Source organism: Candidatus Palauibacter sp. (assembly GCF_965222475.1).
Lineage (GTDB): Bacteria > Gemmatimonadota > Gemmatimonadetes > Palauibacterales > Palauibacteraceae > Palauibacter.
Map to the genome: position 1 here is coordinate 212,722 of NZ_CBDCUB010000008.1, position 12,678 is coordinate 225,399.

13 protein-coding genes and 1 pseudogene are annotated in these 12,678 nt (G+C 69.9%); 6 read left to right on the forward strand and 8 right to left on the reverse strand.

Translation table 11 applies throughout. The features are described from left to right. Positions 1-189 precede the first annotated feature (189 nt). Positions 190-1,002 carry a fumarylacetoacetate hydrolase family protein gene (locus tag ACOQPP_RS16380; RefSeq protein WP_420636955.1) on the reverse strand — a complete coding sequence of 271 codons (813 nt, stop codon included), beginning with the start codon at positions 1,000-1,002 and terminating at the stop codon, positions 190-192. A 19-nt stretch (positions 1,003-1,021) separates the two neighbouring features. Next, positions 1,022-1,600 (reverse strand): FKBP-type peptidyl-prolyl cis-trans isomerase, encoded by a 579-nt coding sequence (locus tag ACOQPP_RS16385; RefSeq protein WP_419167625.1) that lies wholly within the window; start codon positions 1,598-1,600, stop codon positions 1,022-1,024. 105 nt (positions 1,601-1,705) lie between these two features. Between ACOQPP_RS16385 and ACOQPP_RS16390 the strand changes: the two genes are divergently transcribed. After that, positions 1,706-2,497: a DUF6503 family protein gene (locus ACOQPP_RS16390; RefSeq protein ID WP_420636956.1), complete on the forward strand. Its 792-nt coding sequence runs from the start codon at positions 1,706-1,708 to the stop codon at positions 2,495-2,497. Then, a complete protein-coding gene (locus ACOQPP_RS16395) occupies positions 2,494-3,033 on the forward strand; it encodes a thermonuclease family protein (RefSeq protein ID WP_419167623.1) in 540 nt (179 codons plus the stop codon). The genes ACOQPP_RS16390 and ACOQPP_RS16395 overlap by 4 nt, the downstream gene beginning before the upstream one ends. 67 nt (positions 3,034-3,100) lie before the next feature. Here ACOQPP_RS16395 and ACOQPP_RS16400 read toward each other — a convergent pair whose 3' ends face one another. From ACOQPP_RS16400 to ACOQPP_RS16410, 3 genes are all read right to left on the reverse strand, one after another. After that, on the reverse strand, positions 3,101-3,598 hold the full coding sequence (locus ACOQPP_RS16400; RefSeq protein WP_420636957.1) for a hypothetical protein: 498 nt from the start codon (positions 3,596-3,598) through the stop codon (positions 3,101-3,103). Between the two features lie 61 nt (positions 3,599-3,659). Beyond that, positions 3,660-4,955, reverse strand: coding sequence for an aminotransferase class V-fold PLP-dependent enzyme (locus ACOQPP_RS16405; protein ID WP_420636958.1), 1,296 nt, complete (start codon positions 4,953-4,955; stop codon positions 3,660-3,662). Between the two features lie 26 nt (positions 4,956-4,981). After that, complete coding sequence (locus ACOQPP_RS16410) at positions 4,982-5,470, reverse strand: hypothetical protein (protein WP_419167620.1); 489 nt, start codon at positions 5,468-5,470, stop codon at positions 4,982-4,984. Positions 5,471-5,659: 189 nt separating this feature from the next. Between ACOQPP_RS16410 and ACOQPP_RS16415 the strand changes: the two genes are divergently transcribed. The 4 genes from ACOQPP_RS16415 to ACOQPP_RS16430 all read left to right on the forward strand — a co-directional run bounded on the left by ACOQPP_RS16415 (position 5,660) and on the right by ACOQPP_RS16430 (position 8,621). Then, the gene (locus ACOQPP_RS16415; RefSeq protein WP_419167619.1) at positions 5,660-6,592 is read left to right on the forward strand and encodes a cyanophycinase; all 933 of its coding nucleotides are present in this window, start codon (positions 5,660-5,662) and stop codon (positions 6,590-6,592) included. A 63-nt stretch (positions 6,593-6,655) separates the two neighbouring features. Beyond that, on the forward strand, positions 6,656-7,906 hold the full coding sequence (locus ACOQPP_RS16420) for an MFS transporter (protein WP_420636959.1): 1,251 nt from the start codon (positions 6,656-6,658) through the stop codon (positions 7,904-7,906). 81 nt (positions 7,907-7,987) lie between these two features. Next, complete coding sequence (locus ACOQPP_RS16425; RefSeq protein ID WP_419167617.1) at positions 7,988-8,239, forward strand: type II toxin-antitoxin system Phd/YefM family antitoxin; 252 nt, start codon at positions 7,988-7,990, stop codon at positions 8,237-8,239. Then, on the forward strand, positions 8,223-8,621 hold the full coding sequence (locus ACOQPP_RS16430) for a type II toxin-antitoxin system VapC family toxin (RefSeq protein ID WP_419167616.1): 399 nt from the start codon (positions 8,223-8,225) through the stop codon (positions 8,619-8,621). Before ACOQPP_RS16425 ends, ACOQPP_RS16430 begins: the two co-directional genes overlap by 17 nt. Positions 8,622-8,625: 4 nt before the next feature. Here the strand turns inward: ACOQPP_RS16430 and ACOQPP_RS16435 are convergent, their stop codons facing one another. The 3 genes and pseudogenes from ACOQPP_RS16435 to ACOQPP_RS16445 form a co-directional block, all read right to left on the reverse strand. Then, positions 8,626-9,297 carry a choice-of-anchor B family protein gene (locus tag ACOQPP_RS16435; protein ID WP_420636960.1) on the reverse strand — a complete coding sequence of 224 codons (672 nt, stop codon included), beginning with the start codon at positions 9,295-9,297 and terminating at the stop codon, positions 8,626-8,628. Between the two features lie 44 nt (positions 9,298-9,341). After that, a pseudogene (locus ACOQPP_RS16440) lies at positions 9,342-11,090 on the reverse strand (choice-of-anchor B family protein); the annotation flags it as partial. Positions 11,091-11,844: 754 nt separating this feature from the next. Next, a complete protein-coding gene (locus ACOQPP_RS16445; RefSeq protein WP_420636961.1) occupies positions 11,845-12,654 on the reverse strand; it encodes a hypothetical protein in 810 nt (269 codons plus the stop codon). Positions 12,655-12,678: the final 24 nt, after the last annotated feature.

Below are 12,678 nucleotides of genomic sequence, written 5' to 3' on the forward strand. Positions count from 1 at the left end.
GCCTGAAACGCTTCGCTCTGCGTCTCTCCTCGGTCACATAGCGCTGCTATGCTCCCTCGTCGCTCCTTGTCAGACGAGCGCTTCACCGCTCTCGGCGCTGACGCGGGGCTTTGCCACGGGCCGCTGAGGGTGGCGGCGAGGGGCCGCCGTTTCGCGAGCGTCTTCATGTCCAGTTCCTGTCCCGTCCGTTTACAGGCCGGCCTCCACGGGGTTGGCCAGAACCCCGACGCCCTCCACCTCGACCTCGACCCGATCGCCGGGCGAGATCGACGCGGTCTTTCCGGGCGTCCCGGTATAGATCACGTCGCCGGGGAGGAGCGTGACGTAGCGGCTCGTGTAGGCCACGATCTCGGGGATGGAGAAGATGAGGTCGCGGGTGCGCGCGTCCTGCACGACCCGCCCGTTGAGACGCGTCCGCAGCCGCAGGTCGCTCCAGTCCGCGCCGGTCACGATCCGCGGCCCGAGGGGGCCGAACGAGTCGCTGCCTTTGGCCCGCAGCCACTGCAGGTCGCCGCGCTGCCAGACGCGCTCGCTCACGTCGTTGCCCGCCGTCACGCCGAAGATGCACTCGCCAGCCTCGCCGGGACTCACGTTGCGCGCCCGGCGGCCGATCACGATGACGACCTCACCCTCCGCATGCACGATCTCCGCATCGGGCGGAATCCGGATGGGTGCGTCCGGACCGATGATCGAGGAGGGCAACTTGGCGAACAGGCCCGGCTCGGGCGGCGCCTCGCGGCTGCCGAGGGGGCTGTTGTCGAGGTGGCTCCGGTAGTTCAGGCCTACCGCGATGACCTTCGAGGGCGTCGTCGGCGCGAGGAGCCGGACCTGGTCGATCGGGAGTCCCCGGCCCGCGCGAACCTCCCCCTCGAAGGGGGGCGCCGCGAGTTCCTCGACGCGGCCGTCTTCCACGACGCCGTCCGCGACGACCTCATCCTCAATGACCCCCCAGCGGGCGCCGTCCCCGCTGTCGGGCGCGATGTACCGGACGTATGCCGTCATCCGTCCACCCCGATTTCGCTCACCCCTCTCCGACCGGCACGTGCTCGGCGAGTTCGACCTCGAACACGAGCGGGCTGTACGGGGGGATCCCCGGCCGTCCGTCCGCGCCATATGCGAGGTCGTACGGGAGCACCAGCCGGCGCCGCTCCCCCAGCCGCATGCCCGTCACGCCCTCCACCCAGCCGTCGATCAGCGAGGTCGAACCGAGAACCAAGTCGTAGGGCTCGGGCGGCGTATGGTCGTGGCTCGAATCGACCTTGCTCCCGTTCGGCAGCCACACCGTGTAGTGGACGCCCATCTCGTCCCCGAAGCCGGCCGGCGGGCCGCTCCCCGCCTGCAGCACCTGGATGAAGAGTCCGCTCTCCGTCTCCTCCATCGCGTCGAGATCGACCTCGAGCTCCGCCACGAAGGTGAACTCGCGCACGTCCGTGATCACGCCCTCGGGCGGGTCCGAGGCCTCGGCCATGGCAGGCATCTCCGCTTCACTCTCCGCAGGTTCGGCCTCCTCCGCGGCCTCGCCGCCGCACGCCGCGCCCAGGGGCAGCAGCAGCACGGCCGGAAGCCGGCGGAACCAGGTGGCTGTTCGATCCAACTGCATGAGAGTCCTCCGGTGTCGAGAGAATCCGCCGCGGGACAGAGTGCGGAGAGTCGTCGGATCGCCCGAATGTAGCGGCGTTTCAAGGCGGCCTGCTAGTATCGTGATATGAAAACTCACCCGCTGTTCCGACTTGTCCTCGCCGTCTCCCCGCTCCTCCTCGCCGCCTGTGCCGATGCCCCTCCCTCGCGGGACGGCGGTGCGGCCGACCAGGCCCTGCAGGCCGAGACCACCCCCGCACTCGACCTCGTCGCGCGGTCCGCCGCCTTCCACGACCCGTACGGCGTCTGGGGAAGCGAGGCGATTTCGATGTCGTGGGTCGGGACCGATGGCGAAGGCGGCGAGAGGGTCGCCGTGAACCTCCGGTTCGGCGCGGACGAGCGCGACTTCGCCCTCTCCGGCCGGTACCGCGGCTCCGAGATCGAGTACGAGACGACGACGGACGGCTGGTCGGCGAGCGTCGACGGGGTCGCCGAGCCGGACCTCCCCGCCGCGGACCGCGAAAGCATGCGGCTGCACCGGGAGGACGGGATGTTCTGGCGCAGCTACTACGGCTTCCTGGCCGGTCTCCCGATGAAGATCGCCGACCCCGGCGCGGACCTCGAGCCCGGCGTCATCGAGACCACGTTCATGGACCGGCCGGTGCAGGCGGCGAAGGTGACGTACGAGCCCGAGGTCGGCGGAGATACGTGGTATTTCTACTTCGACCCCGGGACGGCGCAGCTCGTGGGCTGCCGCTTCTACCACGACGAGAGCGCGAACGACGGCGAGTACATCACGTTCGAGGGGCTGGCCGAGGGCGGCGGAATCCGGCTGCCGCGGCTCAGGGCGTGGTACGTGAACGCCGACGGGCGGCATCTGGGGACGGACGAGGTCGGGGAGATCCGCGTCGGTCCGTGACGTCGTCCCGCAGGGTTCCGTCGCTCGCGGTCGCGGCCACCGTCGCGCCGCTGGCGGCCCTGGGGTGCTCGGGGTCGACGCCGGCCGCGCCTCCCCCTCCGCCTCCCGTGCCGAGCGCGGAGTGCGTCCTCTCCTTCGCGATCGACGGCGATTCGATCCGTTGCGCCGACGGCCGCGAGATCCGTCTGTTGTCGATCGACGCCCCGGAGATCGCCCAGGAACCGTGGGGCGGCCTCGCCCGCGAAGAGTTGCTGCGGGCCGCCCCGGTCCGGACCGCGCTCACCGTCGAGTACGACATCGAACGCGCGGACACCTTCGGCCGGGATCTCGCCTACCTCTACCTCCCGGGCGGCGACATGCTCAACGAGCACATGGTGGCGAGCGGGTACGCGCTTGCCTTCATCTTCCCGCCCAACCGCCGCTACGAGGAGCGGATCGTGGCGGCGGAGGCCGCGGCGTCGGCCGCCGGGCGGGGGCTGTGGGCGGAGTGGGGCTTCACCTGCCGTCCGGCCGACTTCCGGCAGGACCGCTGCTGACGACTCACGCCGCCGGGCCGGGTGATCGCCGCCGGCCGGGCGATCGCCGCCGACGGAGCGCCCATCGTCAGTAGAGCGACTCCATGAACCGGGCCTCGATCCTCAGGTAGCTCGCGCCCCCGCCGGGGACTTCGGCGAAGATCTCGCCCCATTCGGGGGTGCCGAGGACCTGGGGGAGCTTCTCGTCGCGCTCGGCCTTCGACGCCCAGCGGATGATCCACGTGATGTTCGCCGTGCCGAGTTCGTCCTGCTCCGCGCCCCTGACCTCGGCGGGGATGCCGGAGTCGATCCAGAACCCGACGATATCGAGGTGCTCGCGCAGATAGCGCAGATACTCGCCTCTCGCGACCTCCGCGTACTCGTCGAAACGGGCCGGATCGAAGTGATAGTTGCGGACCTCGTAGATGGCCCCCTCCTGCGGCGCCACGCCGGCCGATGCGGCGGCAGCGGACTCCCCGCCGGCGCTGTCGGATTCGCCGGACTCCCCGCTGGCGCAGGCGGTCACGCCGATGAGGAAGATCGCACCGACCGCGGCGATCCCTGCGTTTCGTGTGGGCCAGATCATTCGTGCCTCCCGAAATGAGGGAAGAGGTGAGGGAAGATGAAGGTCGCTTGGCCGCGCCCCGTCAGCCCGTCGTCCGGGCCAGGGCTTCGACGAAGCGGTCCACCTGCGCCGTCGTGTTGTAGATGTGCGTGGAGACCCGGATCGCGTTGTGTCCGTCGCGCTGGTGCTCGTCGATATGGGCCGAGGCCAGGGTCTCGATGGCGCCCACCGCCGCCACCGCGTCGAGACCCTCCTTCTCGAAGATGGTCGAGCCGGGCGCGCTCTGCTCACGGGCCCCGCTCAGTAGCGTGACGCCGGTCATTTCCGCGAGCCGGGACTTCAGATGGTCCGAGAGAAAGCGGCACCGGGCCTCGATCGCCTCGACGCCGAGGGTCGTGACGAAGTCGACGGCCGAGCCGATCGCGGCGCGCACCGGGAAGGCCGCCGTGCCCGGGGGTTCGAACTGCGGCCGTTCCGGCGTGGCGTCGGGGGCGAAGGCCGTGCGGATGCGGTCGCGCGCGTCCCGCCGCACGCACAGGAAGCCGGTACCGGCCGGAGCCAGCATCCACTTGTGGAGGCTGACGGCGTACGCGTCGCAGCCGAGCGACGACAGATCGATCGGGAACTGGCCCACGGCCTGTGCGCCGTCCACCAGACTCACGAGGCTCCGTTCCCGCGCCAGCCCGCAGATCGCCTGCACGGGGTAGAGGTGTCCGCCCCGTGTGACGTGGCAGAAGGCGACGGCGCGCGTACGCGGCGTGATCGCGTCCTCGATCCGGGACAGGATCTCCTCTTCGGCCGGCAGCGGGCTGGGGATGAACACCTGGTTCACCCCGATCCCCTCGCGCGTCTGCCGGAACTCCCACGGCCGACGCCCCGCCGGGTGCTCCTGGCTCGTGATCAGGACCTCATCACCGGGATCGAGCCGGACCCCGATGCTCTGCAGGTGGAGGGCCTCCGACGCGTTCCGCGTGAGCGTGACTTCGTCCGTATCGACCGAGAACAGACGGGCGAGTCCGGGGACCACATCCTCCGCGATCCGGGCCGACAGGGCGGAGCGGCCACGGGCGGGGAGTTCGGCCATCGCCCGATACCCCGCGGCCACCGCGTCGACCACCTGCCGCGGCGGCATGCCGATGCTCGCGTTGTTGAGATAGGCGGTACCGGGCTCGACGAGAAAGTGCGCGCGTACGTCCTCCCAATCCGCGTCCTCCACGCCCGCCGGAGGCTGCAGAGTGGGCGGAGCTTCGGATGCCGCCTCCCCTTCGTTCCAGGCCGCGCAGGCGGGAAGGCCCAGCGCGGCGGCGCCGGCGGCGCCCAGCCGGAGCCACTCCCTTCGATCCACGAGTCCCGGCCCGGGATCCGGCGAATTCGTCATGACATCACCCATCGCAACTCATCGCATCAGCCCGCGATGCGGACGAACGACATGGAGTTTCCGCTCGGGAAAAGCAGTCTGAGCTCGTCTCCGTCGATCTCGACGCCGGTGGGCTCGAGCGGACCGTCGCCCTCCCTCGCGGTCATGGCGAGCGGGCTCGCCGGCAGCCCCGCCATCGTGCGTCCGATCGAGAGGTGATGGAGGTGCTCGAAGGTCAGGGTCTCGCCGTCGAAGGTGTAGCGCCCGCCTTCGCCCGAGCCTCGCTTCGGTTCGTCCCCGTCCATGACGAAGAAGAGAACCTGCCATTCCCCGCTCGTGAAGATGATCCGTCCCCGGACGGGGTGTCGCGCGCCGGTCGCGAGGACGTACTCGCGAGCGGCCCAGGCGCCCTCGAGGGCGTCGGCTTGCCGCGCCAGCGAGGCATCGGCCGGCGGAGAGGGGAAGGTCGCGATCCCCGCGACGAAGGCGGCGAGGCAGACGGAAGAGCCGACGAGCGAAGTGGACGGTGCGTACATGGCCGATCCTCCCGAGGTGGTCAGGTCCGCAACGTGGCGCGGCCCGCGGTGGGCGACAAGCGCGGTTCGCGCCCGCGCCTCGACCGGAATCGGCGATCGGCTTACCGTGCCATCCCCGGCGAGAGACCGGGATGCCGGACAGTCGGGCGCTTGCGGCGTCCGGTGCCACCGCAGCGGGAGGGTCGAAGCATGCGAGGAACGAGGGCGAAGCGTAGAGCGTCGAGCACAGTCTCAGGTGCGGTCCTGGGCGCGGCCTGCGGCCTGTTCGGGCTGGCGGCCGCCGGCACGGTCGAGATCGCGGCGCAGGAAGTCGGCCCGGCCAACGGAGCGCTCGTCGTCGTGGGCGGCGCGATGCGAAGCCCGGAGATCGTGGACCGCTTCGTCCAGTTGGCGGGCGGGCCCGGGGCCCGGATCGTCGTCATCCCCACGGCTGGCGGACAGGAGTCTTACGACCAGTCGTTCGGTGGGCTGCGGCCGTTCCAGTTGGCCGGCGTCCGGAACCTCACGCTTCGGCACACGAACGACCGCGACGAAGCGGACAGCGAGGCCTTCGCGGCCGCGATCCGGGAGGCGAGCGGCGTCTGGTTCAGCGGGGGGCGTCAGTGGCGCCTGGTCGATTCCTACATGGGAACCCGGACCGAGGAGGAACTGTGGGCGCTCCTCGAACGGGGCGGCGTGATCGGCGGCTCGTCGGCCGGCGCGACGATCCAGGGCTCGTACCTGGCCCGCGGGGATACCGCCACGAACACGATCATGATGGGGAGTCACGAGGAGGGGCTCGGGTTCCTCCGGAACACGGCGATCGACCAGCATCTCCTGTATCGAAACCGCCAGTTCGACCTGCTGGAGATCATCGAGGCCCGGCCCGAACTCCTCGGGATCGGCATCGACGAGAACACCGCCATCGTCGTCCAGAACGACCGCTTCGAGGTGATCGGGGAGTCGTACGTGGCCATCTACGACCACCAGAGCATCCTCGACAGCGGGGATCCGTTCTTCCTCCTCGCGCCGGGCGACCAGTTCGATCTGGCGGAGCGCGAGGCCTACCGCCCGGCTCGCACGCTGCAGCCGCTGCGGCGGGTCGAAGCGCGACCCTCTCCACGTGGCCGGCCCGAGCGCTGATCGGCCGACCTGACTGCCGACCGGCCGGACCCGACGGCTGACCCGCACGCGGAGGGGAGTCCGATGAGGCGGGGGCTCGTCCTCCTCGCCCTCATCGCAGCCGGGGAGGCCGTCTTCTTCCTCCCCTTCGTCCTCGCGCGCGTCTTCCGGCCGACGCTGCTCGACGTATTCGGGATCACCAACCTGGAGTTGGGCACCGCCTTCTCGCTGTACGGGGTCGTGGCGATGGCGGCCTACTTCGCCGGCGGACCGCTCGCGGACCGGTACTCGGCCCGCCGGCTGATGGCCCTTGCCCTCCTCGCGACGGGGCTCGGGGGGATCGTCCTGGCGGGCTTCCCCCCGCCGCGGATCATGAACTTCCTGTGGGCCTTCTGGGGGATGACGTCCATCCTCCTCTTCTGGGCGGCGATGATCCGGGCCACCCGCGAATGGGGCGGGCGTACGATGCAGGGGCGGGCCTACGGTCTGCTCGACGGGGGGCGCGGGCTGCTGGCGGCGCTCGTGGCGTCGCTCTCCGTCGCGGTCTTCGCGGTCCTGCTCCCGAGCGATGCGCCCTCGGCCACGGCGGAGGAGCGGGCCGCCGCCTTCCGCGGGGTGATCTGGGTCTTCACGGGGATCACGCTGGGCATCGCCGCGCTGGTATGGATCTTCGTTCCCGACAGCACGCCCCGCGACGAGGCCGGGGGGCGCCAGAGGCTGTCGCTGAGTGGCGTGCGGGCCGCCTGCCGCATGCCGGCCGTGTGGCTGCAGGCCGTCATCGTCGTCTGCGCCTACACCGGCTACAAGGCGACGGACGACTTCTCGCTCCTGTCGCGCGACGCGCTCGGATTCGACGACGTGCAGGCCTCGGGGGTCGGGACGCTCGCGTTCTGGATTCGTGCTGCGGCGGCCGTGACGGCGGGCTATCTCGGCGACCGGATCGATGCCTCCCGCGTCATCACCGGGGGCTTCGCGATCCTGATCGGCGGCTGCCTGCCGATCGCCTCCGGGGTCCTCGTGCCCGGCCCGGCCTGGATGCTGATCGTCACGATCGTGACCGCCAGCGTGGGTATCTATGCGCTCCGCGGCGTCTACTTCGCCCTCCTGGCCGAGGGCGCCGTGCCGCTCGCCTACACCGGGAGCGCGGCGGGCGTCGTGTCCGTGCTCGGCTTCACGCCGGATGTATTCATGGGCCCGCTCATGGGCGTCCTCCTCGACAACTCACCGGGCCTCCCCGGCCACCAGCACGTGTTCGCGGCCGTGGCGGTCTTCGGCGCCATCGGCCTCCTCGCGTCCCTCGCTTTCCGCCGCTTGACCCGCACGGCAGCCGACTGAGTGAACGACGCTCCCTGACACAACGGCCCGCGAAAACCGAGACTGCTTGACACAATATAACCAGTCATCAATACTGGTCATATGGAAACCATCAACGCATCCGACTTCAAGGCCCGCTGCCTCGCCATCCTCGATCGCGTCTGTGAGACGGGGGAACGCGTCGTCATCCTCAAACGCGGGCGGCCGGTGGCCGAACTGTGGCCTCCAAGCCGAGCCCGGGCCGAGTACCCGCAGCGGGAACTGAAGGGAACGGTGACCGTGGTCGGCGACATCGTGGGACCGGCCGTTCCCGAAGACCACTGGGAGAGTCTCGGCGATGACGGCGCTCCTTGACACTCACATCCTGATCTGGTGGTTGAACGATATCTCGCGACTCTCGCCGGAGCAGCGGGAGGTGATCGAGTCCGCGAGCGCCGATTCGCCGTTGCTCGTGTCGGACATCTCGCTCTGGGAAGTCGCCACCCTCTACGACCTGGGCCGCATCCTGCTGGCCGTCCCCTTGCGGGAGTGGCTGGATAAGGCGGTCGCCCCGCCCCTCGTCAGGCGGCAGGGGATCTCGCCGGCCATCGCGGCGGAACTCGCCGCGCTGCCCGCCTCCTTCCACCGGGATCCCGCGGACCGGATCCTCGTCGCGACGGCCCGGGTGTTCGGCGCGACGCTGCTGACGCACGACCGCAGGATCATCGAAGCGAACCTGGTGGAGACGCTGCCCTGAGCCGTCAGGGCACGAGTTCCGGCTCCCGTTTCCTGAGCACGAACAGCCCCTCGCGCATGCTCGAGACGAGGATGTTCCCGGAGGGGAAGAACGGGTAGTTGCTGAAGGATCCCGCGAATCCCGGCTGGTCGGGACTCCCCGGGACCGTGTCGAAGTAGCCCGCCGGGACGGGGTTCTCGGGATCCGAGATGTCGAAGATCCGCAGCCCCGCCACGTAGTTCGACTGGTACATGAAATCGCCGCGGACGTACAGGTTATGGTCGGTGGCGGGATTGTCCTGCACGAACTCCCGGACGAGGACCGGCTCGTCGAGGTCCTGCACGTCCCACACCAGGGTGCGGGTCCCCGTGGCGAGGCCCTGCATCTCGTCGAGTTCGTCGTTCACGTAGAAGTACCGCTGGTCCTCCGACAGCCACCCCTGGTGGGAGAAGGCCACGTTGGGGTGCTCGGCGTTCGCGATCGGCACGGGATGGTCCTTGTCGGTCACATCTCCGATGCCGAACTTCGTCGCGCTCGCGTTGAAGCAGATCTCCCTGCCCGCATAGTCCGCGTCCGGGCCCCGGTAGATGACGCACTGTGCGTCGTGGGTATAGCCCCCGGATCCTCCGACCCCCGTCTCGGGGTCGGCGTAGCAGCCGGCGAAGGTCGGATGCCGGGGATCGCGGATGTCCACCATGTGGAGTGCGCCCCGCACGTCGCGCCGCCGCCGCTGCCGCCCACCACGTAGGCGAAACCCGATTCCTCGTTGATCACGATGTTGTGCGCCGAGTGGAACTCCGCGTAGAGCGCATCCTCGCCGAACTCGACCGGAGGGCTGGTCACATCCCTCAGCCGCGTGAGGTCGAACACCTGCATGCCGTGCTCGCCCGCGTTGTCCGCCACGATGAAGGTGTGGTCGGCGTAGACCTTCATGTCTCGCCACAGGTTCGGCATCGCGCCCTCGGTGAGGGGAAGGTCCCCGAGATAGACCGGGTTCTCGGCGTCGGTCACGTCGATGAACGAGGTCCCGTCGAAGCGGCCGAGGATCGCGTACTCGCGGCCGGTCTGCGGGTCCACCCACCCCCAGACATCGCTGACCATGATCCCGCGCGAGCCTCCCACCTCGTGCGGGGGGAGCAGGGAGACGAGGTCCACGTCGGCGCACGGGAAGCCCGCCACCGTGCCGTCGTCCGAGCAGCGCCGCTCCTCTCCGGTAACGGCCGCCAGTCCCGAGGCCGCCTCATGGAACGGCGTGGCCTCGCCCCACGCCCCATCGGCATCGCGCTCGAACACGAAGCCGATTCCCTCGAAGAACTCCGACCCCGGGGCACCGACCACCGCCAGGTCCCCGTCCGCCGCCACCGAATTGCCCATGAAGCCCATCAGACCCCGGGTTTCGGCGACCAGCACGGTGTCCTCGTTCCACGCGCCGCCGCCGCCGGGTGAGAAGACGTGCGCCTGGCCGAAGGAGCCCCCGGAGCCGGGCGCGCCGACGATGAGCTGGTCGCCGGCCCGTCCGAGCGAGTAGCCGAAGAGGGCGCCCGGCGACGGGGCCGCCCCGATCGTCCCGGTCTGCGACCATGTTCCGCCGGCGTCCGCGCGGAACCCGAAGACCGCGCCGCGCCCCTGGTTGGCGATGGGGGCGCCGAGGAGCGCTTCCCCGTTCGCGAGCAGCGTCGACAGGCCGGCCGCTCCGCCCCCGGCGGGCGTCAGCCGGGCGACCTCGTCCCACCCGTCGATTGCGCGGCGGAATACGTAGCCCACCCCGGCCTGGAACTGCGGAGGCGGACCGTAGCTGTTGAGACTGAAGGGTCCGGGAGCGCCGACCAGCGCCAGGTCGCCCTCCAGGCTTACGGACGCCCCGAACCGGGCGTCGGCGGGCGCGCCGGAGCCGGTGAGTTCGATCGCCGTCAGTTCGCCAGCACCGCCCAGGTAGGCGAAGACGGAGCCGCTGGCCCCGCGTCCCGGCGCGCCGATGAACCCGCTCTCCGCATTGGCCCCGATCGCGATCGAGGAGCCGAACGCGTCGCCCGGCTGCGCGTCCGGCGCCTCCAGCCGCTCCCAGAAGCTCCACATCTCGCCTTCCCTGACGAAGATGTAGGCTGCGCCGCGTCCCTCGTTCTCCTTGGGCGCGCCCACCACGAGGATGTCACCCTGGACGGCCAGTGCCGTCCCGAATCCATCTCCGTACACGCCGCTCGGGGCGTCGATGGTGGCGACCTCCGCCCAGCCCTCCGCCCCCCGCTGAAATACGTGGACGCTGCCGGCTTCCGACCCGGGCATGGGGAACGCCACGAACTCACCCGGCCGTGAGACGAAGATCTCGCCGCCGGAGACGACCGCCGCCGCCCCGAAGCCGATGATCGGGGCCGCGGCGGCGTTGGCCAGGCTGCCGGCGTGGGTCTGCGCTCCCGCCGGACTCGACAGTCCCGGGGCGAGAAGCGCGACGACTGCGCCTGCGTACGCGAGACGTGATCGTTGGGATCGCATGATGCTGGGCTCCCGCTGGGTCACGAGCGCGCCACAACGGACCGCCCGGCGCTTCGAAGGGGGCAAAAGTAGGACAACCGTCTGCCCGGCGTAACTGTCACATCGCGCGACAACACGGACGGTGCGACCCTCACAGCGTACCACTGGCCTTGAGGAGTGTAGATGCTGCAGGGACCCAGGTCGGCCGCTTCACTCGCGCTTCCTCTCGTTGTTTCGACGCTGGCAGTTTACGGAATCTCGGCGCAGGAGAGTTCCGTCCGAGGCGTTCAGGTCGACACGCTTCGCGGGGGCCGGATCGTCATCTCCAATCCGGACCCGACCGGCATGGCGCCAAGCCGAGTCCCCTACGTGGCCGACCGCCAGGCCAACGACATTCGGGTCTTCTCGCCGGAAGGAGAATGCCTTCGGGTGTTCGGGGGAGCCGGCGAGGGACCGGGGGAGTTCGCCATGCTCGCGGGCATCGCCTGGCAGGAGCCGGGTCTCCTCTGGGGCATGGACGCGCTTCACCATCGGCTCACGGTGTTCGATTCCCTCGGAGAGGTTCTGGCGACGCACACCCTTGGACGGACGATGGCCGCCAGCCTGCCTTGGCCATTGTGGGTGGACGACGGTGCGAACCTGCATGTCTGGAACCACGGAGAGCGAAAGATCGACAGGTACGCCCCGGGTTCCGGGCTCACGGCACTCGACGCGTTTCCGATACCGGAGGTCGAGCGCGAGTTCTACGAGCAGACCCTTGAGTGCGCCGGTTTCGCTAGTGGAAGCGGATTCCGATGCCGAACTGGGCCTGCCACTGCGAGGCGCCGATCTGCGGGACGTAGGGGACCGCCGCCCGGATCCCGCCCCCCTCGCCCCTCTGGAGTGCGCCGACGTAGCGGGCCCGGAGCGGGTCATCGGACTCGGGGAGCACGCTGAACGGCTCGAAGTCGTCTTCGACGCGGCTCTCCACGTTGAGCGCCTGTACGACCGGATTCACGGCCTGCACGTGACCCCAATTCCGGTTCAAGAGGTTGAGGACGTTGAGGACGTCGAAGGTGAGCACGACCTCCGCGCCGCGCACCGGGAAGTCCTGGCTGAAGCGGAAGTCCACCTGGTGCGACCACGGCGTGCGGCACGCGTTCCGGTGCACGATCCGAAGCCGGTTCTCGCTCAGGCACGGCTCCTGGGCCACGAGTCCCTCGAAGAGCAGGCCGCTGATCTCCAGGCCCTCTCCGCCAGGAAAATCGAACGGACTCTCGGTCACGAAGATGAGGTCGTTGGCCAGGTCGAGCGCCCGCCCGAGCCCGGGATAGGCGTCGCCGTTGATGTCGTCGGCATACACGTAGGAATACGGCCGTCCGGACTGCCCCACGTAGAGGACCGAGATCCGGCCGCCCCCGAGCCCCTCCGGGAGCGTCGCCGTGGCGCTCCCCACGAGCTTGTGGGGCCGGTCGAAAAGCGAACTCTGACGGCTCGGGTCGTTCGGGTCGCCCTGGATCGCGGTGAAGCCGAAGTTCGAGATCGCGTCGAGCGAGGCGAGACTCCTGACGTCCGCCGACCGGTTGAACGCGTACCCCACGTCCACGGAAAGCCGCCCCCCGAACCGCTT

Bases quoted from the DNA above. Each gene is read 5' to 3' on its own strand.
- ACOQPP_RS16380 (WP_420636955.1), bottom strand. From the start codon at position 1,002: ATGACGGCATACGTCCGGTACATCGCGCCCGACAGCGGGGACGGCGCC.
- ACOQPP_RS16385 (WP_419167625.1), bottom strand. From the start codon at position 1,600: ATGCAGTTGGATCGAACAGCCACCTGGTTCCGCCGGCTTCCGGCCGTG.
- ACOQPP_RS16390 (WP_420636956.1), top strand. From the start codon at position 1,706: ATGAAAACTCACCCGCTGTTCCGACTTGTCCTCGCCGTCTCCCCGCTC.
- ACOQPP_RS16400 (WP_420636957.1), bottom strand. From the start codon at position 3,598: ATGATCTGGCCCACACGAAACGCAGGGATCGCCGCGGTCGGTGCGATC.
- ACOQPP_RS16405 (WP_420636958.1), bottom strand. From the start codon at position 4,955: ATGACGAATTCGCCGGATCCCGGGCCGGGACTCGTGGATCGAAGGGAG.
- ACOQPP_RS16410 (WP_419167620.1), bottom strand. From the start codon at position 5,470: ATGTACGCACCGTCCACTTCGCTCGTCGGCTCTTCCGTCTGCCTCGCC.
- ACOQPP_RS16415 (WP_419167619.1), top strand. From the start codon at position 5,660: ATGCGAGGAACGAGGGCGAAGCGTAGAGCGTCGAGCACAGTCTCAGGT.
- ACOQPP_RS16420 (WP_420636959.1), top strand. From the start codon at position 6,656: ATGAGGCGGGGGCTCGTCCTCCTCGCCCTCATCGCAGCCGGGGAGGCC.
- ACOQPP_RS16425 (WP_419167617.1), top strand. From the start codon at position 7,988: ATGGAAACCATCAACGCATCCGACTTCAAGGCCCGCTGCCTCGCCATC.
- ACOQPP_RS16430 (WP_419167616.1), top strand. From the start codon at position 8,223: ATGACGGCGCTCCTTGACACTCACATCCTGATCTGGTGGTTGAACGAT.
- ACOQPP_RS16435 (WP_420636960.1), bottom strand. From the start codon at position 9,297: ATGGTGGACATCCGCGATCCCCGGCATCCGACCTTCGCCGGCTGCTAC.